The following is a 25,772-nucleotide window of genomic DNA, read 5'->3' on the forward strand; positions in this document are numbered from 1 at the left end:
CCTGTCAGGCGCGGATGATAGCGCCGGTGAGGGCGTCGCGGATGGTGGTCGGGCGCTCCTGGCCGCCCAGCGGAGCGTCCAGCGCAGCATCGAGGCGGTCGCCGAAATAGCGCTCGAGAGTCGCTACGTCGCGAGCAGGCGGCTCGCCATGCGGGTTCGCGCTGGTCGACACGAGCGGTGCGCCGAACGCCCGGCAGAGCGCCGCCGATGGCTCGTGCGCCGTCACTCGCAGGGCGATGCCGGCGTGTGCGCCCGCCACCCAGGCCGGTACGCGCGCGCTACGGGGAAACACCCAGGTATGTGGGCCTGGCCATGAGCCGCGGACATCGCGAAGGATGTCCGGAGAAACGGCGGCTACATCGATATACGGCTCGACCTGTGCGAAGTCCGCCGCGATGAGCAATACACCCTGAGTCGGCGGACGCCCCTTCAGCGCGAACAGACGCTCGAACGCGCCTTGATCGTGGGGATCGCAACCGAGGCCGAAAACGGCCTCGGTGGGATAGGCGATGACGCCACCCTGCCGAAGCCGAGCGGCCGCCAGGGCGACATCGGAAAGATCGAAACGTCGCATATCAGTCCGCGGCAGGCGCCGCCGTTTTCGATACCGGGGCCGCGGTCTTTTTCACCGCCGCCTTTTTGGTTGCGCTTTTCTTCGTGGCGGCCTTCTTCGCGGCCGTCTTCTTCGTGGCAGTCTTCTTCGTGGCCGTCTTCTTCGTCGCAGTCTTCCTGGCGGCCGTCTTTTTAACGGCCGTCTTCTTCACCGCGGCGTCCTTAGTCGTTGCCGTCTTCTTTGCCGCGGCCTTCTTTGTCGCGGTTTTCTTGGCGGCGCGACCACCACGCGGCTTCTTGACCGGTGCGGCGGCGAGCAACTCGCGACATTCGGCCTCGGTCAGCGACTTGGGCTCCTTGTCCTTCGGGATGCGCGCATTCTTCTCACCGTCGGTGATGTACGGCCCGTAGCGGCCGTTCAGCACCTGCACGCCGTCACCGAAGTCGGTGATGATGCGGTTCGCGATGGCTTCGAGCTTCTCCTGAACGAGCTGCAGGGCCCGCGGCAGCTCGATGGTGTACGGGTCATCTTCCGGCTTGAGCGAGGCGTACGTGCTGCCCTGCTTCACGAACGGCCCGAAACGACCGACACCGACCGTAACATCGTCACCGGCTTCCGACTGGCCGAGGTTGCGCGGCAGCTTGAACAGCTCCATCGCCTCTTCGAGGGTGATGGTATGCATGCTCTGGCCGGGGCGCAGGCTGGCATAGGTCGGCTTGGCCTCGTCATCCTTGGTGCCGATCTGGGCATAGGCGCCGTAGCGACCCAGGCGCACCGACACGGGCTTGCCCGATTTCGGATCGTCGCCCAGTTCGCGCGCACCGGTGGCCTCGTTACGGTCGACCGATTCGGTCTTGTCGTCGACCAGCGTCTTGAACGGCTGCCAGAAGCGCTCGAGCAGCGGCACCCAGGCCTCCTCACCGCGGCTGACGGCGTCGAGCTCGTCTTCCAGCCGGGCGGTGAAGTCGTAATCGACGTACTGGGTGAAGTGCCCCGACAGGAACTGGCTGACCGCGCGGCCGACGTCGGTCGGCTTGAAGCGCCGGCTTTCGAGCAGGACGTATTCGCGACTGAGCAGCACCTGGATGATGCTGGCGTAGGTCGACGGACGACCGATGCCGTATTCCTCGAGCGTCTTGACCAGGCTCGCTTCCGAGAAGCGCGGCGGCGGCTCGGTGAAGTGCTGGTCGGCCACGATGGCGGCGACAGGCACCACCTCGCCCTGCTTCAGGCGCGGCAGACGACGCTGATCTTCATCCTCGTCACCCTTCTGATCCTTGCCCTCTTCATAGACGGCCAGGAAGCCGGGATCGATGACCGTGGTGCCCGTGGCGCGGAAAGCGGAGTCGCCGACCGGAAATTCCACGGAAACCGTATTCAGCGTAGCGTGGATCATCTGGCAGGCGACGGTGCGCTTCCAGATCAGCTCGTACAGCTTGCGCTGGTCGTCATTGAGGAACGACGCGACGCTGCGCGGCGTACGCATGGCTGAGGTCGGGCGGATCGCCTCGTGCGCTTCCTGGGCATTCTTGGACTTGGACTTGTAGACCTGTACCGCGTCAGGCAGGGCGTTCTTGCCGTATTCGCTGGCGATCAGCCCGCGCAGCTCGGCGACCGCATCGTCGGACAGCGCCACGGAGTCCGTACGCATGTAGCTGATGAGGCCGACGTTGCCCTCGCTGCCGATGCTCACACCTTCATAGAGGCCCTGGGCCACACGCATGGTGCGGCTGGTCGAGAAACCGAGCTTGCGCGCGGCCTCCTGCTGCAGGGTGGAGGTGGTGAACGGCGGCGCGGGACGGCGCTTGCGCTCCTTGCTGGCGACCTCGCCCACCGTGAAATTGCCGGCGGCGGCACGCTCGAGCGCGGAACGCGCGGCGGTGGCATCGGCCTCGTTGGTGAGGTCGAACTGCTCGAATTTCTTGCCGTCGAGCCGCACGAGGCGGGCGTCGAACGCACCGTCCTTGTGGGTCAGGTTGGCCTGGATCGTCCAGTACTCGCGGGCCTGGAACGCTTCGATCTCGAGCTCGCGCTCGACGATCATCCGCAGCGCGGGCGACTGCACACGGCCAGCCGACAGGCCGCGCTGCACCTTGCGCCAGAGCACCGGCGAGAGGTTGAAGCCGACCAGGTAGTCCAGCGCGCGACGCGCCTGCTGGGCGTCGACCATGTCGTGCGAGAGCTGTCGCGGATTGGCGACGGCTTCCTTGATGGCCTTGGGTGTGATTTCACTGAAGACCACCCGCTGGACGTCCTTACCTGCCAGCAGGCCGCGTTCGCGGAGGATCTCGCTGATGTGCCAGGAAATGGCCTCACCCTCGCGATCCAAGTCGGTCGCGAGATAGATGCTGCTTGCCGCCTTGGCCGCCTTGGCGATCGCATCGACGTGTTTCTCGTTGCGTTCGATGACCTCGTAAGCCATGGCGAAGCCGTGTTCCGGGTCGACCGCGCCCTCTTTGGGTCGCAGATCGCGCACGTGACCGTACGACGCCAGCACCTGGAAGTCGGCCCCCAGGTACTTGTTGATCGTCTTGGCCTTGGCCGGCGACTCGACGATGAGGAGGTTCTTTGCCATGCGTTAACCGATTCCAAAGGCCGCCGGGGCGAGTGGACCCCAGGGCATGTATATATTTAGTGGGGGCATACCACCGTGATGCCTGTCAAGCGCCGGATGCTTACATCACGCGCTGATAACGGTTTCCGGGGAGGCTTGCGACCTCACCTTCCAGCTCCAGCATCAACAACATGGAAGACAATGGCCCCGCAGCGAGACCCGTCGTGCCCACCAGGGCGTCCAGAGAAGCGGGATCGTACCCCATGACGTCGAGCAGGCGGCGATATTCCTCATCCTCGCGCCAGTCGAAGGGGCCGCGCTTCGCCCGCCCGGTGGCCGGCTTCGCCTCGCCGGCGGCCAGCCGCTCACGCAGCTGAGCCCCCAGTTCCATGGCCGCGGGCGCCAGCGCCGCGAGGACCTCGTCGGGACGCTGGACCAGACGGGCGCCTTCGGCGATCAGCGAGTGACAGCCCTCGGCCAGGGGGTTGTGGATGGAGCCAGGCAACGCGAAGACGTCCCTGCCCTGCTCCCCGGCGACGCGCGCGGTGATCAGCGACCCCGAACGCAGGCCGGCCTCGATCACGACGACGCCCAGGCTCAGGCCGGCGATGATGCGGTTGCGCTCGGGGAAATGGCGGGGCAGCACGGCGGTACCCGGCGAGTATTCGCTGACGATGGCCCCGTGGGCCGCGATACGGCGGGCCAGGGCGTGGTGTTTGCGCGGGTAGACCCTGTCGGGGCCGGTGCCGATCACGGCGATGGTCGGCTGTCCGGCGTCCAGGGCCGCCTCGTGCGCCGCGCCGTCGATGCCGTCCGCCATGCCGCTGGTCACCACGAGGCCACCCTCGGCCAGCCCGGCCGCGAACCGCCGTGCATTGGCGAGTCCCGGGACCTGAGCCTTTCGTGCGCCGACGATGGCGACCTGGGGTCGCAGGAGCAGCGAAGCGTCACCTTTGACGAAGAGGGCCGCGGGCGGATCCGGGATGGCCTCCAGCTGCGGGGGAAAGTCTTCTTCCGTGCACAGCAGCAGGCGCTGGTCGTCGGCGCCCTTCACCCAGGCCAGATCGGCGGCCAACGCAGCCTCGTCCGGCTGAGCCAGCCAGTCGCGGCCCTCGGGTTTCAGGGCGCTCTCGTGCCGGGTCAGCCAGCCCAGCAACGCCGATGCGCTGCCACGTGCGACGAGCCCCTCCCGCAGGTTTCGCGGCGTGAGGCCCGGGGTCCGCAGAAGGATCAGCCAGGCGCGAAGGTCTTCGGTGTCGGTCATCCGCGCAGTGTAGACACTGCGCGGCGACTTACTGTCAGCGGGCGGCTTGACGCCACCGCCGATTATTCCGGCAGAACGAGCTTCTCGCCCTTCTTGATCGGCCGGAGCGCATCCATCACGAGCGCGTAGCTAACGTGGTCGAACGTGCGGAAAACCATGATGTGGCCCGCGAACTCGTCCGGCAGCTTGACCTTCGGCGACGTGTCGCGGCGCTTGTAGTTACCCCTGACTTCGTCGGGAATGACTTCGCCCTGGTCCATCACCGTGAAGGTGGCACCGTTGTCGACGCCGTCGGCCGAGCCGGCGGAAATCGATACGACCTGGCGGCTGCCGGCGTAGTTGCCGTCCGCGATGCCGATGACGCGGCCGTCCGCCGGCACGCCCTTTGCGGCGTGCGGATAGAAGTACGGGTCGTAGGGCGTGTCGTCGATCTGCGTAAGGCGATCACCCTTGCGGATTTCCAGGGTCGAATCGACCAGGACCAGGCTCGTCACGTCGCCCTTGGTCGCGATGACTTCCGCCGTGCCGATGACCGATACCTCGACACCGCGATCGTCACCCTTGCCGGTGTGGGTGTCGTGACGCGAATCTTCCTGCCAGGGGCTGTTGGCCATCGAGGCGTCGCTGTCCAGTTCGTCCGCGACGAACGAACCGTGGCCCGGGTTGTTCAGCATGTCCAGACCACCGGGGTTTCCGCCATGGTCGCGGAAGCGATTGGTCGGGCGGACGATGGCCCAGCGCTGACCCAGCTGCGCCGAGTCCAGATCACGGGCGTAGATCTTGTTGCCCGGCGAGGCGCGCAGGTGCGATTCCTCGAACCCGACGAGGTACGGCAGCTGTTCGACCGCGTCGGCGTCCATGACACGCATTTCCTTCAGGAACATGCGCAGGTCGCCGAGCGGGATGGCCGCGACCGCTTCGCCTTCATGGCGGATGCCCGGCTGCAGGCCGACACGCGGGCCGCCTCCGGTCATCGAAAGATTCAGAACGTCACCCGGGTAGATCAGGTGCGGGTTGCGGACCTGGGGATTGGCCTGCCAGATTTCCGGCCACAGCCATGGCTTGCTCAGAAAGCGGGCGGAAATATCCCACAGCGTGTCGCCCTTGCGGACCGTATAGGTATCCGGATGGTCGGGACGTAGCTGGGCCGCTGCGGCATAAACGGCCACAGTGAAGAACATGCCGCCGAGCAGCATGGCGAACTTCTTGATCATGCGGGATTTCCCCCTTCCCCGGTGCTGTCGCGAGTGTAACTGAATCGTTAACGGGCACAATACGTGGCGTCACTCGCCCGGCCCTCGGCGCGCGCGTAGAATACAGGCTCATCCTACAGGTTGCCGCTGGTTGGATTTCGCCGATTTGCCCGCAAATTTGCGGTCAGGCAGGCGCCGCAGTGGCCCGCGCATACGTTCAAGGTGACACCGTGTCCACCCTCACCATCCTCGAATTCCCCGATCCCCGCCTGCGTACCGTCGCGGCGCCGGTCACCGTCTTCGACGCCGAACTCAAGCAGTTCGTCGCGGATATGTACGAGACGATGTACGCCGCGAACGGCGTCGGGCTGGCCGCCACCCAGGTCAACGTGCACCAGCGCGTCCTCGTCGCCGACATGAGCGACAACCGCGACGAGCCGATGGTGCTGATCAATCCGGAGATCCTCGAGAAGGACGGCCAGCAGGTCTATCAGGAAGGTTGCTTGTCGTTTCCCGGCATCTATGCCGACGTGACCCGTGCGCTGCACGTCAAGGTTCGCGCGCAGGATGCCGACGGCAAGGAAATCCTCGTGGACGTCGAAGGCCCGCTCGCGGTGTGCATCCAGCATGAGATGGACCATCTCGCCGGCAAGGTCTTCGTCGACTACCTGTCGCCCCTCAAGCGCGGCATGCTGCTGAAACGCATGGAAAAGCAGCGCAAGGCAAGCGCCTGAGCGTGGCCGGTCGTCCTCTGCGCGTGGTGTTCGCCGGAACACCCGACTTCGCCGTTCCGTGTTTCGAGGCCTGCCGCACTTCCGGCGCCGACGTCGTGGCCGTATACACGCAGCCCGACCGGCCCGCCGGCCGCGGGCGCAAGCTCGCCGCCAGCCCGGTCAAGGAAGCGGCGCTCGCCGCCGGGGTCCCGGTCGAACAACCGGAATCGTTCAAGGCCCAGGCCGACCGCGATCGCCTGGCTGCCCACGCACCCGACCTCATGGTCGTGGTCGCTTACGGGCTGATTCTTCCCCGCAAGGTACTGGCGATTCCACGGCTGGGCTGCTGGAACGTCCACGCGTCCCTGCTGCCGCGCTGGCGCGGCGCGGCGCCCATCCAGCGGGCGATCCTGGCCGGCGACGAAGAGTCCGGCGTCGACCTGATGCAGATGGAAGCGGGTCTGGATACGGGTCCCGTACTGATCGAACGGCGCACCCCCATCACCGGCGACGACACGGGCGGCAGTCTGCACGACCGGCTGTCCGCGCTCGGCGCGGACGCGCTGGCCGAAGGCCTTCGTCGCGTCATGAACGGCGAAACCCTTGTCGCCCGTGCGCAGGCGGAAGACGGCGTGAAGTACGCGCACAAGCTCGACAAGGCCGAGGCTCGCCTCGACTTCTCGCTGACGGCGATCGCGCTGGAACGCAAGGTGCGGGCGTTCGATCCCTGGCCCGTCGCGGAAGCCGATGTCGCGGGCGAACGCCTGCGTATCTGGTCGGCGCGCGCGATCGACGCGGAGACGGCCGGCGCCACGCCGGGACAGGTACTGCGTGTCTCGCGCGAGGGTATCGACATCGCCTGCGCCGACGGTGCGCTGCGCCTGCTTGCCGTCCAGCGATCCGGTGGCCGCCGGATCGGCATCGTCGACTACCTCAATGCGCGTCCGGAGCTGAAGCAGGCGGTCTCGTGAGTCGGACGATCTCGGTCCGTGCCCTGGCCGCCGAAGCGCTGGCGGAAATCGCACTGTCAGGCCATTCGCTGCGTGAAGTGGCCGACCGGGCTCTCCCCCGCCTCCCCGATGCCCGCGACCGGGCGCTTCTCACCGCCCTGCTCAATGAAGGTGCGCGCTGGTGGCCCCGGTTCGACGCCGCGCTCGACCGCCTCCTGGCCAAACCCATTCGGCGGAGCGAGCCGGTCATCCACGCCCTGCTGGTGACCGCGCTGGTCCAGCTCGAGATCCTCGAGATGCCGGGTTATGCCGCCGTGGCCGCCACGGTGGAAGCCGTGCGCGAACTGCGCCGCCCGCGACTTGCCGGCATGGCCAACGCCGTACTGCGCCGCTGGCAGCGCGAGCGCGAGGCCCTGCTGGCCGACCTCGATGCGACGCCGGCCACGCGGCATGCTCATCCGGCGTGGCTGGCCAAGGCTATCGCGCACGACTGGCCCGGCCACGCGGAGGCGGTCATGGCCGCGGCCAATCACGAGCCGCCGCTGATGCTGCGCGTGAATCGTCGACGCGCGGGGCGCGACGCGGTCACCGACCGCTTGCGTGAGGCCGGTCAGGAGATCGCCGCGCACACGTGGCTGGCGGACGGTCTGGTACTCCCCCACAGCTCCGATGTGACACGCCTGCCCGGATTCGCCGAAGGCCACTTCGCCGTCCAGGACGGCGCCGCCCAGGTGCCGGCCGACCTGCTCGATCTGGCCAGCGGCCAGCGCGTGCTCGATGCCTGCGCCGCCCCCGGCGGAAAGGCCTGCCACGCGCTGGAACGCTCGGACATCACCCTCGTCGCCGTGGAATCCGAGGCGCGACGCGCACTGCGCATCACCCAGAATCTGGAACGCCTCGGCCTCACTGCCGACGTCATCGTCGGCGACGCGGGCGACGTGCGGGCCTGGTGGGATGGCAAACCCTTCGATCGCGTCATGATCGACGCCCCCTGCTCGGCTACCGGCGTCATTCGCCGCCGACCGGACGTACGCCTGCATCGCCGCGCCGCCGACATCGAAGCGCTCGTGGCACTACAGAGCCGCATCCTCTCCGCCTGCTGGGAAACCCTGGCACCCGGCGGCACGTTGCTTTACGTCACCTGCTCGCTGCTGCGTGCCGAGAACGAGGGTGTGGTCGGTGCCTTCGTCGACGGTCGCGCCGATGCCTCCGTGCTGCCATTGACTCTGCCCGTGGGCCAGGCGGCCGCCATCGGCTGGCAGATCCTGCCCGGCGACGGCGACCTCGACGGCATGTACTACGCCCTGCTGCGCAAACAGGGCTAACCGGGCAGCGTGGCGAGCCTGAGTTCGCGGTAGAACGCTTCGGTCGCGTCGATGAAACGCTCCAGTCCGAACTCGGCCTCCGCATGTGCTCGCGCCGCAAAGCCCATCGCCGGCAGCTGGTCGCGCTCGTCAACCAGCCGGCGCAGGGCGGCGGCGATCGCATGCCGGTCGCGGGCCGGCACGATCCAGCCGTCTTCACCCTGACGAATGTTTTCGGGCAACCCGGCGTAGTCGCTGACGAGCACGGGCTTCTCCATCGCCATCATTTCGCGGCAGGCGAAGGAAATCGTTTCGACGTCCCAGGAAAGGACGAATCCGGCATCGAGCGTCGCCACCAGCGGCCGGACGTCGTCGAGCCGGCCGGCGAAGTGCACCTGCGATGCCACGCCCAGGGCTTCGATACGCCGGCGGTCTTCCGCGTCGGGAAGACCGCCGGCAAGGACGACACGAAGGCGATCGCGCCAGCCCGGTTCCAGCGACGCCAGCGCTTCGACGAGGTCCATCCACCCCTTGTAGCTGGCCGTGCCCGCATTGCTGCCAATCAGCAGCGGTGCTTCCGCGGTGGCAGGCGCCAGCCATCCGGCACGAAGCGTCGTATCGGCAGGTCGCGGCGCGAAGCGATCGATGTCGACCCCATTGAAAACGGTTACCACACGGCAGCGCGCATAACGCGAAGCCATCACCTGCCGGTGCACATAGTCGCAGACGGCAATGACGCCATCGGTGCCGACGCGGGCCCGCCAGGCGTTGCCGATGCCGGACATCGGCTTGGAGTTGTGCTTGGTGAGCACGATGGCCGGACGACGGCGCAGTCCACGCACGGCGGCAATGACCAGACGATGGTCGGCGGAGCCATTGACGTGGATGACGTCGAACCGATGCCCGGCCAGATAGGCCGACAGCTGCTGGCGCGCGCGGCGCCGTGCCAGCAGCTTGCCCAGGCCGTTCGGATAGGGCTGGTCAAGCACATGCACGCCGGCAAGCGCGCGGGCCTCGCGATTCAGACGGCTACCCGGCGGCGCGGCGACGTGCACCTCATGCCGGCCCGACAGTCCGCGCGCGAGGCTGATCAGGTAAGTCGTATGGCCGCCGCCGTCACCGGCGTGGAAATTGGTAAACAGGAGCTTCATCGCCCGGGCGGGTCCTTACGGAAGCTGAATTGGCGCCGCTCACCCGGAACCGCACGGAGAGGCATCCGCGATCCGTTAAAGTACCATGCCCTCGCGCCGCCCCGGCGGCACGAGTCGGTGACGGCGAGGCCGCCGTGCCGTTCCGATCCCAGCAGGTGCCGAGTGCTCGACAAAACGAATCCGTGGCGCGTGTGGATCCTCTCGCTGCTCATCGCGATCATGCCGCTGTCCTTCGCCTTGCCGGTCAAGGCCAAGGCAATCCCTGCGCTGATCCTGTTTCTGACGGGGCTCTGGGTGCTCGCGACGCGTGCCGACGTCCGTCGCGCCTACCGCCGCGCGGCGCCCGTACTCGTACCCGCCGCCATCGCCTTCGTCTTCTGGGCCGTCAACGTCGGCGCCCACGGGGTGAACTGGCGCGAGTTCGACGTCACGTCGCACATCCTTGCGTTTCTGGTCATCGCAGCGACGTTCGCCCTGCCGCTGCGGACCGCCGCCCTTCGCTTCGGCTTCAGCGGATCGGCGGGCGTTCTGGGCCTGATCTGCGTCGAACAGCATTACATCGAGCATATCGACCGCGCCTACGGCATCAACAACGGCGAATGGGGTGCCATCGAATTCGGCATGTTCATGCTGGTGCTGTCACTCATCGCCATCGTGCAGGCCCTGCGGGGTGAACTCCGGTCGCGCGAGCGCGCGATGCATGCGGTCTTCGCCGTCATGGGCTTCTATGGCGCGCTGCTGACGCAGAGCCGCGGCCCTCTGCTGGCGTTCGTCCCCGTCTTCGCGGCACTGATGCTGATCCAGGGTCGCCGGACGGGACGCTGGCGCCAGAGCGTGCTGGCCCTGGTCATCGGTGTGGCCGCCGCCGGCCTGGCGGCGACGACGCTGCACGGCGAGATGGTGGAGCGCCTGGCCGCCGTGAAAGACGAAGTAGCCACCTACAGCGAACAGGACGCCACCGGCGCCGTGCGTGAGCGCCTCGAAATGTGGCGCACCGCACGAATGGCCGTGATCGCGCACCCCGTCACCGGCGTCGGCATGAACCAGTTCGGCCCCTTCGCCCGGGCGCGGATCGCCGATGGCGAGGTCAATCCGTCGGTGGTCCGCTATGACCATCCGCACAGCGAGTACCTCGAATGGGCGGCGACGGGCGGCATCCCGGGCCTGCTGGTCCTCGTGCTGCTCTTCGGTGGCTCGCTGATCTATTTCGGGCGGCATGCGCTGAACCGCGATAACGCCATCGCCATGCCGGCATGCGCCGGATTCTCGACGACGGCCATGTACGCGCTATGCGCCCTCACCGACAATGTCTTCTATCGGGCGATGCCACACTCGTTGTATTTCTTCCTCACGCTGGGACTCGCCGTTTACGTCGGACGCGCGCTCGATCGGCACCGCACCGACGCAGGAGCGTCCTGAGATGGCCCACATCAACCTCATCGCCTGGGACAACGGTCGCGGGCTCACGCACGATATCCGTCTCTTCGAGAACGCCTTGCGCGAACTCGGTCACCAGGTGACGGTGACGCGGACGCCGCAGCGCAATCATGGATGGCCGTGGCGGGCCTGGGCGCAGCGTGCCGCCATGTTCGGGCGCTGGCTGACCGGCCGCGGTCCGCGGCGCTACGACCTCGGCCTGACGATCGAGCACGTGCACCCGGGCTACCTGCCGATGTCCCGGCGCAATGCGCTCATTCCCCATCCGGAATGGATGAGCAAACGCGACCGCCGCCACCTGCATCGCTTCGACACCATCCTGTGCAAGACCGACAGCGCGATGAAGACGTTCGGCGGGATGGGGCTGCGCACCGCCCACATCGGATTCATCAGCACGGACTGTCGTCGTGAAGGTGTCGCACGCGACCGCGCCTTCCTGCATCTTGCCGGCGGCAGCCGCATGAAGGGGACCGAGCGCCTGCTCGACGTCTGGCGCCGGCACCCGGAGTGGCCGACCCTGCATGTGCTCCAGTCACCGTCGGTGGCCGCACCGGACCGACCACCGGCCGCACCGAACCTCGATCACCAGGTGACCTTCCTGCCCGACGTGGAATCGATCTACCGCCTGCAAAACGCACACCGTTTCCACCTCTGCCTGTCCGAGGCCGAGGGCTGGGGCCACTACATCGTCGAAGCCATGAGCTGCGGTGCCGTGGTACTGGTCACGGACGGTGCGCCGATGAACGAACTGGTCGACGACACGCGAGGGATGCGCGTCCCCGCGCACGAAAACGGCACGCTCAACGCCGCCACGTTGTGGAAGTTCGACGAAGAGGGGCTCGAAGCATGCGTCGAGCGCATCGTCGGTATGTCCGATGCCGAGGTCGAGGCCCTTGGCGAGGCCGCACGCAACTGGTACGACGCCAATCAGGCCGGGTTCCCCGCGCGTCTGGGGCACGCCCTGGACACGTTGCTCCGGTGAAGCGTTTAGAATTCCTGATCCCTTAACGGTGACGACGCCCTTGTCCAACAGCGCCTATACCCGATCGGAACATGTCCGCGCCCTCTGGCCATGGCTGCCCCTGTGGGCCGCGATGGCGTTGCTCGCGATCTTTTCCCACGGTCCGATGCCGATGTTTTCCACGCGGACGCTCGCGGTCGCCTGGGAAATGTGGGCGCACGGTCACTGGCTGGTGCCGTACATCAACGGCGAGCCGTACAGTGAAAAGGTGCCGCTGCTGTTCTGGATGATCCACGCCGGCTGGGCCGTGTTCGGGGTCAACGATGTGTGGCCGCGCCTCCTCGAGGTCCTCTTCGGCGGCACGCAGCTCGTACTGGCCTCCGTTCTGGCCGGGCGCCTCTTTCCGGCGCGCCCGTGGGTGGCCAAGGCCACGCCGTGGCTGTTGATGGGCTTCGCCTACGCCTTTCTGTTCGGCCTGCAGATCATGTACGAGGTGCTCCTCGTCGTCTGGGTACTGGCCGCGCTGCTCACCCTGACCCCGACCGCCACGCGTGCGGAGCCCCGCTGGTGGCTGTTCGGCCTGTTCGTCGGCGCGGGCCTGCTGACCAAGGGGCCGGTGATGGCCCTGCACGTGCTGTTCCCGCTGCTCTTCGGCCCCCTGTGGAACGACTGGGCGCGGCAGAACAAGGCACGCTGGTACGGCTTCGGCGTGCTCGGCCTGCTGCTCGGCTTCGCCATCCTGCTGGCCTGGGCACTGCCGGCCGGGCAGGCCGGTGGCGAGGCTTACCGCCAGCGTCTGTTCTTCACCCAGACCGCCGGCCGGGTGGTCGAAACGCATAACGCCGACCTGCAGAACCACGCCCGTCCCGCCTGGTACTACCTGGTTTTCCTGCCGGTCATCGTGTTCCCGCTCAGCGGCTGGCTGCGCGGGATCGTCGCGCTGCCGACGGCACTGTTCCGCAAACCGTGGCGCGCCGGCACCGGTGGGGCGATCGCCTGTGCGGTCGTCGCCCTGGTGCTCCTGCTGATTTCCGCCGCGTTCGCGCATTTCCCGCCGCTGGCAGAGAAGCTGCTGCTGATCCTCGTGATCGCGCCGCTGTTTGTCGCGCTGATGCGACAGCCGCTGGAGACGGGGCTGCGTTTCCTGCTGGTCTGGCTGCTGCCGGCACTGCTGGTCTTTTCACTGGTCACCGGCAAGCAGCTGTACTACCTGCTGCCCGAACTGGCCGGTGTCACCATGCTGGTGGCCGCGTCGGTGGCCGACCTGCGTGAGCGCCACAAGGCGCTGGCCACGAGCTATGCCCTGGGCACCTGGCCGCTCTCGGTCGGCGCCTTCCTGCTCGCCATCGCCTTGTTCGCCATGCCGTCCGTGGTGCCGTCGCGCTTCCCGGACAACATGTGGCTGACCGGCATGGCGCCGTATGCGCGCTTCTTCGGTGTGATCTTCATCGTGCTCGGCGCGCTGTTGCTGTTGCGCGGTCGCGGCGAGATGCGCCGGCTGGCCTTCGCCGGCCTGATCGGCACCGTGTCGCTCAATGCCCTGTTCACGCTGGGCCTCTGGTACCGCTACGACCTGGCGCCCGCCTCCCAGTTCCTGGCGCAGGCCGACGCGGCCGGACGCCCCATCGGCAATCTGGGCGTCTCGTATAACGGTCAGTACCACTTCGCCGGCCGCCTCATGCACCCGATCGCACGCATCAACGTCGTGCCCGGTATGGCGGCGCCCATGGAAGACGACGAAGACGACGCCGTGCACGACGGTGACAGCCTCGACGACTTCGCGCGCCATCACGCCGACGGCGTCATCATCTCCTACGCCAAGCATCCGCCCGCGGAAGCCTTCCGCTACGCCCGGCTGATCCAGCCGTCGCGCACCGGATGGCTCATGATCTGGGATGCCGGCACGCTGGCCGCGCTGCAATCCGGACGGGCTCCGCCCGAGCCGAAACAGCCGACGCTGCTTTACCCGCAGGAGTATTGGCGCACACGGACGGCAGTCCGGTGACCGATCCCCTCGTCGAGCGTCTGCGAGCTCAGGTGGGCGGTCCGAGGGACGGGGCGCTGCTGCGCTTCTCCATCGGTAACGCGCTTCTGGGCGACGGAATGTACGACGAGGCCGCCACGTCGTTCCGCGAGGCGCTGGCGTTCGACCGCGACTACTCCGCGGCGTGGAAACTGCTCGGCAAGGCGCTGCTCGCGAAAGACGACGAGACAGGCGCGGCCGACGCATGGCGCGAGGGCGTCGACGCGGCCACGCGTCGCGGCGACATCCAGGCCGGCAAGGAAATGACCGTTTTCCTCAACCGGCTGTCGCGGAAGGGCTGACCTTGTAGGGATCGGGGCGGTCGTGCGCCGTGAACCGCTTGTAGTGCCACTGGTACTGCGGAAAGGCACGTTCCACGCATTGCTCGACGCCACGATTCAGTGCCGCACAGGCGACTTTCAGGTCCGTGCTGTCGATGCCTCCGGGCGCCGGCAGGATGTGGATTCGAAAGCCTTCGCCATCGGCCAGGCGCTCGGCGAAGCTGAAGAGCACCGTCGCGCCGGTGCGAGCCGCAAGACGCGGCAGCAGCACCATCGTCAGCGCATCCACGCCGAAGAAGGGAGCGAACTCGCCCTCGCCTTCGCGCGGTTTCTGGTCGGGCAGGATGCCGACCGTGCCACCGGCACCGAGACGCTTGAACAGCGTGCGCACACCGGCGCCCTCGGCCCGCACCTGCTCCGGCGCCAGCTTGCCGCGCACCTTGCGTAACAGGGCCTCGATGGCCTGAATACGCGGCGGGCGATACAGAATGGCCATGGGCGTCTTGCTGCACAGCCAGTAATTGAGCAGCTCCCAGCAGCCGAGGTGTGGCGCGGCGATGATGGTGCCCTTGCCGGACGCGAGCGCCGCCTCGAACAGCTCGCCGCCGACCACTTCGCGGACCAGGCCGAGCGACCGGTCGGCGCCGCCGCCCCAGATCGCCGCTACCTCCGTCACCGACTTGCCGGACTCTTCCATGGTCTGGACGAGAAGCCGTTCGCGATCCCCTGCCGACAGCTCAGGCCGGGTCAGTCGCAGATTGACCGCGCTGTAGCGGGCACTGCGCGACTTCGAGCGCAGCGAACGGCGCCCGATCCACGCACCTGCGCGGTGAACGGTCCGCAGGGACAGCAGGCTGACCAGACGGAGCAGAAGGTAGAGGAGGTAGATATCCGGACGCATCCGGAGAAGTGTAAGGCAAGGCGGCCCGGGCCGACTCCGCCGCTGTAAAGCCGCGCACGCACGCTTTAAGCTTGGCGCCCCCTGGCCGTTAAACCATTACATGATTGCATTGATTCAGCGTGTCGAATCCGCGCGCGTCGACGTCGACGGGCAGACGGTGGGCGCCATCGGCGCCGGCCTGCTTGTTCTCGTCGCGGTGGAGCCGGGCGACGGCGAGGCCCAGTGCACCCGGATGCTCGAGCGGCTGCTTGGCTACCGTGTGTTCTCCGATGCCGAGGGCAAGATGAACCTGGCGCTGTCGGACACCGGCGGCGGACTGCTGCTCGTCAGCCAGTTCACCCTGGCGGCCGATACCCGCAAGGGCATGCGCCCCAGCTTCACCACCGCGGCGCCGCCGGAAGAAGGCCGGCGCTGGTTCGACCGGCTGGTCGATCTGGCCCGGGTCGCCCACCCGGGGGTGGAAACCGGACGCTTCGGTGCCCATATGAAGGTTCACCTGATCAACGATGGCCCGGTCACCTTCCGTCTGGAGGTGCGCTGAGGCGTCAGTGCGCGGGGCTTCGTCCCCGTTTCCCTCCTCATCGTGGCGCGATCGCCCGGCTTCCAGCGGCCCTCTGGCGCGATTCTTGCGTGATCCCGATGAGTCCGATCCACTTGAAAACTGGTCAAAAAATCATCAAATGACTATACTGATCGGTTCCTGTAACCCGCGGCGGTCGGCATGACTAACAAAGCTCACGAGCAGCAGTCTGAAATCAAACAGCTCATCTCCAAGGGCTTGGAGCAGGGCTACCTGACCTACGCGGAAATCAACGACCACCTGCCCGACGACATCGTCGATCCGGAGCAGATCGAAGACATCATGGCGGTGCTCAAGGGCGTCGGCATCGAGGTCCATGATTCCGCGCCCGACACCGACACCATCTCCGATGGCGCCGCCCCCGGCACAAGCACCGACGACGAATCGGCCGCTGAAGAAGCCGTGGCGCTGCTGTCCGCCGTCGACGCCGAGGTGGGCCGCACCACCGACCCCGTCCGCATGTACATGCGCGAGATGGGCACGGTCGAGCTGCTCACCCGCGAAGGCGAAATCGCCATCGCCAAGCGCATCGAAGAAGGCCTCAGCCAGGTCCAGACCGCGCTGGCCAGCTTTCCGCTGACCATCCAGCTGCTGCTCGAGGAATACGATCAGCACGTCGAGGGCAAGCGTCGCCTGAGCGAGATCCTGGCCGGCTTCGCCGACCTCGAGGAAGCCGCCGACCAGGCCAAGGCCGAAGCCGCCGAGGCCGCTGAAGCCGCCGGCGACACCGAGGGCGACGACGACGAGGAAGACGGCGTCGAGGGTGCCGAGGAAGAGGAAGCGGGCCCGACCGGCCCGGATCCCGAGGAAGTGAAGCGCCGCATGGAAGAACTGCGCTCGCTGCACGCCAAGTTCCAGAAGACCGCGCCCAAGGCCGAGATCGCCGACAAGAAGGTCGCGAAGATCCGCGAGCAGATGTCGGAAGCCTTCCTCAACCTCAAGCTCCCGTCGGCGCTGATCGACAGCTTCGTGCGCAAGCTGCGCGAAGTGGTCAACGACATCCGTCACCACGAGCGGATCCTCATGGACATCTTCGTCAAGCAGGTGAAGATGCCGCGCGCCGAGTTCCTCAAGAGCTTCCCGTCGAACGAAGGCAACCTCGAGTGGGCCGCAGAGCTGTCGCGCAAGCGTCAGAAGTGGTCGCCGAACATCAAGAACTACCGCGAAGTCATCGACGGCGAACAGGAGAAGCTGGCCGCCATCGAGCGCACGCTTTACCTGCCGCTGACCGACATCAAGGAAATCAACCGCGCGATGTCCGTCGGTGAGGCCAAGGCCCGCCGCGCCAAGAAGGAAATGGTCGAGGCCAACCTGCGTCTCGTCATCTCCATCGCGAAGAAGTACACCAACCGCGGCCTGCAGTTCCTCGACCTTATCCAGGAAGGCAACATCGGCCTGATGAAGGCGGTGGACAAGTTCGAATACCGTCGCGGCTACAAGTTCTCGACGTACGCCACCTGGTGGATCCGTCAGGCCATCACCCGCTCGATCGCCGATCAGGCCCGCACCATCCGTATTCCGGTGCACATGATCGAAACGATCAACAAGCTCAACCGCATCTCCCGCCAGATGCTCCAGCAGTTCGGCCGCGAGCCGACGCCGGAAGAACTGGCCAAGGAAATGGAGATGCCGGAAGACAAGATCCGCAAGGTCCTGAAGATCGCGAAGGAACCGATCTCCATGGAAACCCCGATCGGCGACGACGAAGATTCGCATCTGGGCGACTTCATCGAAGACACCAACGCCAGCTCGCCCATCGAGTCGGCGACGGAAACGGGTCTCATGGAAACCGTGCGCGACGTGCTGGCCGGCCTCACCCCGCGTGAAGCCAAGGTTCTGCGCATGCGCTTCGGCATCGACATGAACACGGATCACACGCTGGAAGAAGTCGGCAAGCAGTTCGACGTCACCCGCGAGCGCATCCGCCAGATAGAAGCCAAGGCCCTGCGCAAGCTGCGTCACCCGAGCCGCTCGGAAACCCTGCGCTCGTTCCTCGATATCGACTGATATCGGGTTACCGTTAGATGCGAAAACGCCCGCTTACGCGGGCGTTTTCTTATGTCCCGCCAGGAACCTGCTCTGGTAGGAGCCAGCCCCGCTGGCGATGGGAACCCCTCACCCTTCACCCCTCCCCTCCGCCCGCTCCCGAGTCACGACCCCCGCGCGCAACCCCATCGGCCGAAGCAACTTCGCCACCGTATCCAGCGTCGGACTTTTGATACCACGCTCGATATCCTGAAGCCCTCGCGCGGACACGCCGCAGAGCTTCGCGTACTCCGCAATGGTGAGGCGCAGCGTCGTGCGCACCAGCCTAACGACCTCGGGAATGGGGCGACCCGGATTGGCATCGATGTCATCCAGCAGAGCACGCCGCACGTCGAACTCTTCGAACGTCGTCAGTGGCTTGAAGCGCTTATCCATGATCAGAGTGCCTCCAGCTGCGCCACGATGCCGTCGATGCTGGCGCGCTGCATGTCCATGATTGTCTCGTCCACGCCAACGTCCAGCGCACGCTGCCGCAGGCTACGCAGCGGCTCGATCATGGAGCCGAGAGCACGAACCAACGCGACCTCGTCGATGCCGGTAGCCTCGATGACCTGACGCACCACGCTCGCCCAACGCGGATAGCCTTCATCGTCTTTCTCCCAGCGCATACGCCGCGCAATGCCGTCGGGGTGCAGCATCGTTGGCACGAAATCGAACAGCGGCGTGAGGCCGATGTAGCCATCCGCGCGACGCTGGATTGCTGTATTGCGTGCGTGGTTATCTTTATTGCCAAGCGCGATATTGGCGATGTCCCGACGCACATACTCGATCACATCGCGCTCGCGGTGAGTGCAGACCTGCGCAAGACTGCGTAGCGCCGCGTTGTGCGATGGCGCCAGTCCAAACCCCGCCAGGCCGCACAGGGACGCGAGACTCTCCTGCGCATGACGAAGGACGCCGTCGGCCGTGACGCTTCGATCGAAGCGTGGAATGAACAGCGTACGTGGACCGCCGCGCATGGCCCCATGGACATTCAGACCGAGATGACGCGCCAACTCCATGTAAGGCGCCTCAAGACGGAGGATGGTGGCAAGCGCCGCATTCGGACCACGCGCGAACTTCACCAGCCAATGGGATGCCACCTCCGCATCGGGAAGCGCGTGATCCAGGTAGTACAGGCCATCACGCCCCTGCGCGAGAAGAATCTTCGGCCATTCGCCTTGCACGCCTGACGAGCCGGCGACAAACAGACCGTGTCGCGCGAGATGCTCGTTGAACGCCTCGCCGCGCTCCACGATCTCGTCTTCGGTGAATCCCTGATGGTCGTGCACCGTGTGCTCCGCCAGTCGGTCGGCCGCTTCGCGAACGCGAAGGTTACCGATGGGGTTGCCCGCGCCAGCCAACAGAAGTCGCCAGTCGGCCGAGGCACCTGTCGTCTCAGGCAGATCTAGTTGACGCAGAAGCTCCTGTCGGCCGAAGCCTTGTGGGAGGAGGTCGACAAGGAAAGGTGGCCAGGTCGGTCCGCGCATGGACTCAAGCGACACCGGCAGATTTACGCTCAGCGCCGCTGCGTCGATGCGACCGTCGTAGTCGATGACATGGGCTAACGCGTAAGCCAGGTCAGTGGGCGACTCCCAGCCGAGGATGGCCTTATCCAGTAGACGCACGGATGCAGCGACGCGCCAGGCGCCGCCGAAGTACACCTCAAGATTTACGACGCCCAACATATAGACACTCTTGTATCATATAAATGCAGCTAGACACATATATACATGATACTTTCGCGTGCAAGTATTGGAGGATGTGCCGGCTCCGGCTGCGATGACAGATTGCGTCCCGCGATTTCTTAAGATCTCGCACCATTTCCAAAAAGGCCCGACGTAGTCTCCGGGAAAATGCCTCCGTGAGCTGTTTCCGCATACGTGGGAACTGGCCGCCGTGCACTAAGCCGCTTGCCGCTGTCTAATGGAACAACGCCCCGTCCGGGGACCAAGGAATTCCCGCATGTCGTACTACCGCTCCACCTCCGCGATGGCCTGGGTTCTGCTGATGACCGCCTCGGCCGCCGGTTACGCCACGCCTCAGCAGGCCGCGCCGACGGCGCCGGCGGCCGCGACGCCGCCGCCAGCGAGCTCGATCGCCAAGGACCTGAAAAGCCTCCCCCTCGCGGACCAGAAGCGGTTCGCCGCCGGTCGCTTCCTCGGCTTCTACACGCTCAACGGGCGCACCACGGGCGACGTATGCCGTGCGGAGGGCGTCGACCTCTCCGCCTACGTGCAGGCGTTCCAGCGCAAGCACGACGCCGAGTACGAGCGGGCCGACAAGATCATGGTGGCATCGGGCTTCTCCACCGCCGAGATGGCGGCAGCGACCGACGCCAACCGTGGCCGGCTCGAGGAGAAGGTTCGCCAGTCGATGCAGGACCTCGCCGGCGCACTGCACAAGACCACGGTGGCCGAGGGCTGCGCCTATATCGCGGCCCACGTGAGCGACGCGGTCGCTGGCCAGTCATTCGCCCAGCAGAACCCCGAGATCGAAGCGGTCCTGATGTCGAACTGACAAGGGCTGTAGGCGAATGGGCATTTCGATGCCCTGCGCCAACCGTTACACTTCGCAGCCGCGTGGGCCTATAGCTCAATGGTTAGAGCAGGGGACTCATAATCCCTTGGTTCCAGGTTCGAGTCCTGGTGGGCCCACCATTTGATTCAGCTGCCCATGGCTGATTCGCCCGGTCGAGGCGCCTCTCGCGGTGCCATCGCCTCGACTGATGCCGTCCGCCACCTTCGCACCAGGCGCATCGCCTCGAAGCCCCGCTTGCCGGCGAACGGTTCACGGACGAGTACCGCCGAAAGCAATGGCCGCCACGCTACTTCGGTCTGGTAGATAAGAGTCCCTTGGCGGAGCGGATGCTAGACCGGTGACGTATGGAGATCGCCATGCGCACGAAGGCGACGGACTGCTGTCAGGACATGACCTGTCGGGCGCGATCCCTCCTTGCGCGGAAATCCGCCAATGGCAAGCCGCTCTGTCCGATATCTTCGATTTCGTGCTCCTGAAAGAGAACGATCGTGTCGTCGTGGGGCTTGCCCATAACGTCGAACAGCAGGTCGGCAATGCCTTTGTAAACGGCCGCCTTCTGCTCCTGAGTGGTTTTTTCTGCGCCAGGACGTGTGCCCTCACGGGTCACGAGAATGTTCACGATCGGCATTACGACTCTCCCGAATGAAGGGCCGCCAAACGCCCCCATGGTTTGCTCAGCGACCGGCGATCAGGCCGCCGTCGACATGAAGGATTTCGCCTGTCGAGAAGGCGGCGTCTTCGAGGTAAAGCACCGCGCGGACGATGTCTTCGACTTCGCCCAGCTTGTTCATCGGGTGGAATGCGGCCAGCTCATCGACCAGCTTCGGATCGTGCATGGGTGTACGGATGACTCCGGGCGCCACGGCGTTCACCCGAATGCCGCGCGTGGCGTACTCGATAGCGAGACTCTTGGTGGCGGAGTTCATTCCGCCTTTGGTAAGCATGGCGATGAAGGCGGGCCCCCGGGAGCTGGCGAATTCGGCCGTTGACGCCGTGATCTGTACCAGATGGCCGCTGCCCTGTTTCAGCATAACGGGGACGACCTGCTGGGTAGTGAAGAAAAATCCGTCGAGATTGGTCTTCAGCTTCAGCCGATAATCTTCTTCGGTGTAATCGACGAACGGCTTACCGATGAAGATCCCGGCGTTGTTCACGAGGGTGTCGATGCGACCGAACGAGTCCAGCGCAGCGGCAACGAGGCGCCTTGCGGTCTCCGGATCGCCGATGTCACCCGCCACGGTGAGAAGGTCCGGATCGGTCGAGGGCTTGATGGAGCGGGACGTGGCCACCACGGCGTAACCGCGTGCTCGAAATCCTCTGACGATGCCTTCGCCGATACCCTGCGACGCGCCGGTGACGATGGCTACTTTCTTGGTGTTTGACATGGCTGTGTTCCGTTCTGCCTGCGGGATGGGCAGAACTTAAGGCACTGTCGCTCCTTCGAAAATTAGCTATCTTCGATCAATGACTGAGCAAAAACGCACAGACCTGGATTGGCAGGATGTCCGGGTCTTCGTGGCCCTGGCGCGGCAGGGCAGTCTCTCCGCAACGGCTCGGATGCTTTCGGTCAATCACGCGACCGTTGCGCGCAGGGTGCAGTCGCTGGAACAGGCGCTGGGCGAAAAGCTCGTCGAGCGGCGACCGGAAGGCTACGTGCTTACGGCGGCTGGCGCGCAGGCGCTTATGGCGGCCAGCGACATGGAGCAGGCAGCGCAAACCCTCAGGCGAGGCTTGGCCGACGGGTCGCCGAGCGGGCTGGTCCGGATCAGCTCGTCACCAGGCTTGTCAGCCGGCTTTCTCGCCTCGCGCCTTGCCCCTTTGGCGTTGCGATATCCACAGCTCGATATCGATCTTGCCCCTGCCCTGCGGTCGGTCAGCCTTGAACGGCACGAGGCGGATATCGCCATCCGGGTCGACAAACCCAAGGACGGTGACATCGTTGCGCGCCCGCTGACCACCATGGGTTACGCGTTCTATGGGACCGAAGAGACATGTCGCTCGGTCGAAGCCGGCGGCGAGCCGGTGTTGATTGGCTTCAACGAAGCGGACGGGTATATCACCCAGGCCGCATGGATGTCGCAGCGCTTTCCCCGGGCGCGGGTGGCGTTCCGCGCGAAAGACCAGTTCCTGCAATCGATCGCTGCACAGGCGGGCGTGGGCCTGGCGCTCATCCCGCACTACATCGGCCGCAGTACACCCCTGCTCCGTATCTGCGATCTCGGATCGGTACCGGCTGCCAGGGACGTGTATCTCCTGACCCGCAGCCGCGACCGCAAGGACGCGTCGATTCGAGTCATCGCCGACGAGATCGTCAGCATGTTCGAGCAGGCGCGCGATCTCTTTCGATAATTGAAGATTGGAATCGACCGCGCTCGTGGCCAAATGCCAGGCTTAGGTATGTCGTCCCCCGTTAGTTAGCACCAACCATAACCCGGGGCAGCCGGATCGTTTTGATGCCTGAATTCGGCGGACGTCAGCCCGCCAAGAGTGCCGTGTGAGATCTCGCGGTTGTAGTCAGCTAGCAAGAGCTCTGCCTGCTCTCGCACTTCCGTCAGGTTCCGAAAGACGTGCATATCGAGTGCGCCCCGCCGAAGGCTGCCGTTGAAACGCTCGATGAAGCCGTTCTGCATCGGTCGACCGGGCTCGATGACATCCAGGAAGATCCCTTTGTGCTCGGCGCATTCGCGTTGGACAGGCCCCGTGCCTCCCGTCGGTAGTTTCACGAGTGAACGCGCTCCCGATACTGATGCTGGCGCTAGGCCCCGCTTAGGGACAGGCGAATGTGACATGCAGTAACGAAGTCGATTGAATCCAGGACTAAACAGGGGGCTCCCAGCTGAGAAGCTCAACCGAATTGAACACATCACAATGCTGAAGGATAAGCGTAATCCTCTGATGTCCAGTCATTGCTTTGAGACTGAACCTCTCGCCATCATCGATGCATATCATTACGTCTGAGTCGCCGCCGATTGAACGAAACACGACTGCGTAGAGAGATGTGCCGACAGAGATTGCATCGGCGGGCACCTGGTCCAGACGTCCGGCAGCCTCGATAATCTGCTCAAAGTAGGATGGTACCTCTCCCAGAACAGCCGGCCTCGTCCACTCTGTCTTGGCGTAAAAGTCTATCTGCTCGAACTCTCCGATGCTGCCTACCTCGACCAACGTCGCCGGAGCCCGCTGAACAGGTTCAATCGAAATACCGTAAGTCTCAAATTTGAACTCGATGTCAAAGTAGTTCCAAGTGAGCGCAACCCATCCCCCGCTTTTGGTTCGAAAATAGACCGACACCCACTCCGGATTAGCGCTGGGGTTAATAAAATAGGCTCCCGCCTTTAACGTCCCAAGGGTTTCGATTTGGCTACGGTCTGGAAAAAACCTTTTCCATTTCTTCATGGCGTTGGCTTCAGCTAGTCAGGAATTTGGCTATCCTCGGTACAATGGATGATTTCCGGAGGTTTGGAGTCATTCGCTGGAACGTCAATCTACGGACCGTCTTTGCCGCCTGTTCGAACGCTAATGTAATGACCCGCCGCTTCCTGCACAGGTCAGGCCGTTAAAGCATACGCTTGCTGCAAGCCATAGCTGCGGTCCAGGCTGGTGTATTTTCGGCTGGTGAAAGCCAAGCCGTTGTCCGACCGAAGAAGGAAGGGGGCGTCGACCTTGCCCAGGGTCCCGAAGCGCCTGGAGGCAGATTGTCACGAGGAAATTTTGGGCAATGCTATGGGAAGCTCGCGGGCTGCCTTCGCTTTGGCACCCACCGACTTCAGTGGGCGGGCCAGAATCCGGTTGCAATAAACGATCCAACAATCCCGCCAACGATCGTTAGAAGCGCCCCGAGTACGTGCGTGGATATAACAAGACCAGTTCGTCCCAATATTTTCGCGCCTCCTTAGTAGCCAGAGAGCGGGCGAGAGAGGCCAGGGTTCCGTCCGAATAGGGTAGATGGAGATGCTCGAAGAGGATTGGGAGAGCTTGTTCGTACTGCTCCGTCGACATGTTAGGTAGTTGATTCACGATATCGACATGCACGCCAACGTTCGCTAATTCGCGAAGAAGGGCAGCCTGCTCGACTTTGAAAGCCGCAATGCGAGCTTCTATCTCGGCATCTTGCTTGGCTCTTTTTTTTCGACCGTCTTCTGTGAGCATGCTTACAAATTCAATTCATGGGTAAACGGACATGGTTGATGTCGCCTGCGTCAATAATCGCTTGCAAGGGCCCCGAAATTTTTGTGTCGTCATTTGTGTATAAGTCAAATCGAAGGTTATTGTCGCGGGAGAACTGCAAATAGTCACGGATCTGAGAGGTAAGGCCCTGCCGGGATACATTCTTGACCTCACTGAGGGAGATGCTTTCGATGATCCCGTCTGGGAATCGCGTTTTCCCGCTTCCCATCTGTACCGCAACCTTGTCTCCGATGTTCGCGACCTTTCGCACCGCTTCCTCACCTCGCCGTCCTTTCGCGGCGATCTGTGCGTAGAACCGCCGCTAGCGACGCTACAGCGCCAACCTTGTCGCAAATACTGACGTTGGACCATCCTTTGTCGCAGACCTGGCTGAGCGACTCTGGTCCCATCATCGTCCATGCAGCACCGAGCGCTGTCTACCCGCCACATGTGGCCGTCGTTCAACCTACAGCCGGGCCTGGGACGTCGCCTGCACGACAGATGTTCAGCCGCCGCCCGCTATCGCCACCCTACACTGCTTGAAAAACGCGTATCGCTTCGAAGTCGTCGGAAGAGATTACGGGCGTCGCTACAGCACGCTTGCGCAGGCGGTTAACCAAGTCGGTTATCGGACTGATGGCGACTGCGTCCTGAACATCGAGCGATTGACTTTCCAATTCGCGTGACACCCAAGCGTGGAACATGACGCGTTGCTCCCGCTCTAGAGTCATGCGGCCGTCATAATCAGGCGCGTTGTAATGAAGGGTTGCATCGCCTGCGGCGTCGAACGCCATGTTATAGGCAGCCTGTCGGATCTCAACGAGGCGTTTATCATCATCGCTGCTCGCGAAGTCTGTGAACAACTGCAGTGCTTCTATGAACGATTCGGCGTAGGGGGACTCCAAAGTCACAGCGTCAATCGGCGAGGGGTATAGCCGCTCTGTCACGTCCATGGGCGGAAGTGGATGAGCATCGAGGACGAATTTCCACACGCCAGACAGAACGTCTTCGATGGGCGGGCGGCCGCCCGCCTGAGGTGCCCAAATGGAATAGCCGACACGCATCCGATCTAAAGCGGCCGCTGCGACAGCAATGCGCTTTTTCCGTGCAAGTCGCGCAAGGGTCGTGCTGTCGTGTTCTTTGTCGTATCGCATGCTCATGAGTTTTCACCAAG

24 protein-coding genes, 1 tRNA gene and 1 pseudogene are annotated in these 25,772 nt (G+C 64.7%); 12 read left to right on the plus strand and 14 right to left on the minus strand.

Annotated elements, in window-relative coordinates; genetic code table 11:
* Positions 1-4: 4 nt before the first annotated feature.
* From BLT40_RS10935 to BLT40_RS10950, 4 genes are all read right to left on the minus strand, one after another.
* Entirely contained in the window at positions 5-574 is a 570-nt protein-coding gene (locus tag BLT40_RS10935; RefSeq protein ID WP_079522369.1) for an L-threonylcarbamoyladenylate synthase type 1 TsaC, read from the minus strand.
* A gap of 1 nt (position 575) precedes the next feature.
* Positions 576-3,128, minus strand: a complete 2,553-nt coding sequence (locus BLT40_RS10940; protein WP_079522370.1) for a DNA topoisomerase I — start codon at positions 3,126-3,128, stop codon at positions 576-578.
* 100 nt (positions 3,129-3,228) lie between these two features.
* The gene (gene dprA / locus BLT40_RS10945) at positions 3,229-4,371 is read right to left on the minus strand and encodes a DNA-processing protein DprA (RefSeq protein ID WP_090353002.1); all 1,143 of its coding nucleotides are present in this window, start codon (positions 4,369-4,371) and stop codon (positions 3,229-3,231) included.
* Between the two features lie 62 nt (positions 4,372-4,433).
* A complete protein-coding gene (locus tag BLT40_RS10950) occupies positions 4,434-5,585 on the minus strand; it encodes a LysM peptidoglycan-binding domain-containing protein (RefSeq protein ID WP_090353005.1) in 1,152 nt (383 codons plus the stop codon).
* 209 nt (positions 5,586-5,794) lie between these two features.
* Between BLT40_RS10950 and def the strand changes: the two genes are divergently transcribed.
* From def to rsmB, 3 genes are read left to right on the plus strand one after another with little or no spacing between them, the layout of a single operon-like run.
* Positions 5,795-6,298 carry a peptide deformylase gene (gene def, locus BLT40_RS10955; RefSeq protein ID WP_036109486.1) on the plus strand — a complete coding sequence of 168 codons (504 nt, stop codon included), beginning with the start codon at positions 5,795-5,797 and terminating at the stop codon, positions 6,296-6,298.
* 2 nt (positions 6,299-6,300) lie between these two features.
* Positions 6,301-7,248, plus strand: coding sequence for a methionyl-tRNA formyltransferase (gene fmt, locus BLT40_RS10960; protein WP_176809147.1), 948 nt, complete (start codon positions 6,301-6,303; stop codon positions 7,246-7,248).
* Entirely contained in the window at positions 7,245-8,552 is a 1,308-nt protein-coding gene (gene rsmB, locus BLT40_RS10965) for a 16S rRNA (cytosine(967)-C(5))-methyltransferase RsmB (RefSeq protein WP_255363996.1), read from the plus strand. Before fmt ends, rsmB begins: the two co-directional genes overlap by 4 nt.
* Here rsmB and BLT40_RS20020 read toward each other — a convergent pair.
* Positions 8,549-9,682, minus strand: a complete 1,134-nt coding sequence (locus BLT40_RS20020; protein ID WP_143025873.1) for a glycosyltransferase family 4 protein — start codon at positions 9,680-9,682, stop codon at positions 8,549-8,551. The two genes, rsmB and BLT40_RS20020, sit on opposite strands and share 4 nt — an antisense overlap.
* A gap of 162 nt (positions 9,683-9,844) precedes the next feature.
* Here BLT40_RS20020 and BLT40_RS20025 point away from each other — a divergent pair, with 162 nt between their 5' ends.
* From BLT40_RS20025 to BLT40_RS10985, 4 genes are read left to right on the plus strand one after another with little or no spacing between them, the layout of a single operon-like run.
* Positions 9,845-11,101, plus strand: coding sequence for an O-antigen ligase family protein (locus tag BLT40_RS20025; RefSeq protein WP_176809148.1), 1,257 nt, complete (start codon positions 9,845-9,847; stop codon positions 11,099-11,101).
* A gap of 1 nt (position 11,102) precedes the next feature.
* On the plus strand, positions 11,103-12,101 hold the full coding sequence (locus tag BLT40_RS10975; RefSeq protein WP_079522374.1) for a glycosyltransferase: 999 nt from the start codon (positions 11,103-11,105) through the stop codon (positions 12,099-12,101).
* Positions 12,102-12,141: 40 nt separating this feature from the next.
* Positions 12,142-14,085 (plus strand): ArnT family glycosyltransferase, encoded by a 1,944-nt coding sequence (locus BLT40_RS10980; RefSeq protein ID WP_036109477.1) that lies wholly within the window; start codon positions 12,142-12,144, stop codon positions 14,083-14,085.
* Positions 14,082-14,405 carry a tetratricopeptide repeat protein gene (locus BLT40_RS10985; protein ID WP_090353895.1) on the plus strand — a complete coding sequence of 108 codons (324 nt, stop codon included), beginning with the start codon at positions 14,082-14,084 and terminating at the stop codon, positions 14,403-14,405. Before BLT40_RS10980 ends, BLT40_RS10985 begins: the two co-directional genes overlap by 4 nt.
* On the opposite strand, the gene BLT40_RS10990 is transcribed toward BLT40_RS10985, so the two are convergent.
* On the minus strand, positions 14,380-15,285 hold the full coding sequence (locus BLT40_RS10990; protein WP_090353010.1) for an LpxL/LpxP family acyltransferase: 906 nt from the start codon (positions 15,283-15,285) through the stop codon (positions 14,380-14,382). The genes BLT40_RS10985 and BLT40_RS10990 overlap by 26 nt on opposite strands.
* A 100-nt stretch (positions 15,286-15,385) precedes the next feature.
* Between BLT40_RS10990 and dtd the strand changes: the two genes are divergently transcribed.
* Together dtd and rpoD are read left to right on the plus strand one after the other, a co-directional pair.
* Positions 15,386-15,826 (plus strand): D-aminoacyl-tRNA deacylase, encoded by a 441-nt coding sequence (gene dtd, locus BLT40_RS10995; protein WP_036109472.1) that lies wholly within the window; start codon positions 15,386-15,388, stop codon positions 15,824-15,826.
* Positions 15,827-16,006: 180 nt separating this feature from the next.
* Positions 16,007-17,872, plus strand: coding sequence for an RNA polymerase sigma factor RpoD (gene rpoD / locus BLT40_RS11000; RefSeq protein ID WP_036109469.1), 1,866 nt, complete (start codon positions 16,007-16,009; stop codon positions 17,870-17,872).
* A 108-nt stretch (positions 17,873-17,980) separates the two neighbouring features.
* Here the strand turns inward: rpoD and BLT40_RS11005 are convergent, their stop codons facing one another.
* Positions 17,981-18,286 carry a helix-turn-helix domain-containing protein gene (locus tag BLT40_RS11005; RefSeq protein ID WP_090353013.1) on the minus strand — a complete coding sequence of 102 codons (306 nt, stop codon included), beginning with the start codon at positions 18,284-18,286 and terminating at the stop codon, positions 17,981-17,983.
* A gap of 2 nt (positions 18,287-18,288) precedes the next feature.
* The gene (locus tag BLT40_RS11010) at positions 18,289-19,578 is read right to left on the minus strand and encodes a type II toxin-antitoxin system HipA family toxin (RefSeq protein ID WP_090353016.1); all 1,290 of its coding nucleotides are present in this window, start codon (positions 19,576-19,578) and stop codon (positions 18,289-18,291) included.
* Between the two features lie 277 nt (positions 19,579-19,855).
* Between BLT40_RS11010 and BLT40_RS11015 the strand changes: the two genes are divergently transcribed.
* Together BLT40_RS11015 and BLT40_RS11020 are read left to right on the plus strand one after the other, a co-directional pair.
* On the plus strand, positions 19,856-20,410 hold the full coding sequence (locus tag BLT40_RS11015; RefSeq protein WP_090353019.1) for a hypothetical protein: 555 nt from the start codon (positions 19,856-19,858) through the stop codon (positions 20,408-20,410).
* Positions 20,411-20,474: 64 nt separating this feature from the next.
* A tRNA-Ile gene (locus BLT40_RS11020) sits at positions 20,475-20,550 on the plus strand.
* A gap of 263 nt (positions 20,551-20,813) precedes the next feature.
* Here BLT40_RS11020 and BLT40_RS11025 read toward each other — a convergent pair.
* A complete protein-coding gene (locus BLT40_RS11025) occupies positions 20,814-21,059 on the minus strand; it encodes a tautomerase family protein (protein ID WP_090353021.1) in 246 nt (81 codons plus the stop codon).
* 46 nt (positions 21,060-21,105) lie between these two features.
* The gene (locus tag BLT40_RS11030) at positions 21,106-21,816 is read right to left on the minus strand and encodes an SDR family NAD(P)-dependent oxidoreductase (RefSeq protein ID WP_090353024.1); all 711 of its coding nucleotides are present in this window, start codon (positions 21,814-21,816) and stop codon (positions 21,106-21,108) included.
* Between the two features lie 79 nt (positions 21,817-21,895).
* Here BLT40_RS11030 and BLT40_RS11035 point away from each other — a divergent pair, with 79 nt between their 5' ends.
* Positions 21,896-22,780 carry a LysR family transcriptional regulator gene (locus BLT40_RS11035; protein WP_090353026.1) on the plus strand — a complete coding sequence of 295 codons (885 nt, stop codon included), beginning with the start codon at positions 21,896-21,898 and terminating at the stop codon, positions 22,778-22,780.
* 65 nt (positions 22,781-22,845) lie between these two features.
* Here the strand turns inward: BLT40_RS11035 and BLT40_RS11040 are convergent.
* The 4 genes and pseudogenes from BLT40_RS11040 to BLT40_RS11065 all read right to left on the minus strand — a co-directional run.
* A pseudogene (locus BLT40_RS11040) lies at positions 22,846-23,115 on the minus strand (transposase); the annotation flags it as partial.
* A gap of 133 nt (positions 23,116-23,248) precedes the next feature.
* Positions 23,249-23,827, minus strand: coding sequence for a hypothetical protein (locus BLT40_RS11045; RefSeq protein ID WP_090353029.1), 579 nt, complete (start codon positions 23,825-23,827; stop codon positions 23,249-23,251).
* A gap of 429 nt (positions 23,828-24,256) precedes the next feature.
* Positions 24,257-24,580 (minus strand): hypothetical protein, encoded by a 324-nt coding sequence (locus BLT40_RS11055; protein WP_090353033.1) that lies wholly within the window; start codon positions 24,578-24,580, stop codon positions 24,257-24,259.
* A 548-nt stretch (positions 24,581-25,128) separates the two neighbouring features.
* Positions 25,129-25,758, minus strand: coding sequence for a hypothetical protein (locus tag BLT40_RS11065; protein WP_079521312.1), 630 nt, complete (start codon positions 25,756-25,758; stop codon positions 25,129-25,131).
* Positions 25,759-25,772 lie beyond the last annotated feature (14 nt).

The organism is Dyella sp. 333MFSha (genome assembly GCF_900102405.1).
Classification (GTDB): domain Bacteria; phylum Pseudomonadota; class Gammaproteobacteria; order Xanthomonadales; family Rhodanobacteraceae; genus Luteibacter; species Luteibacter mycovicinus.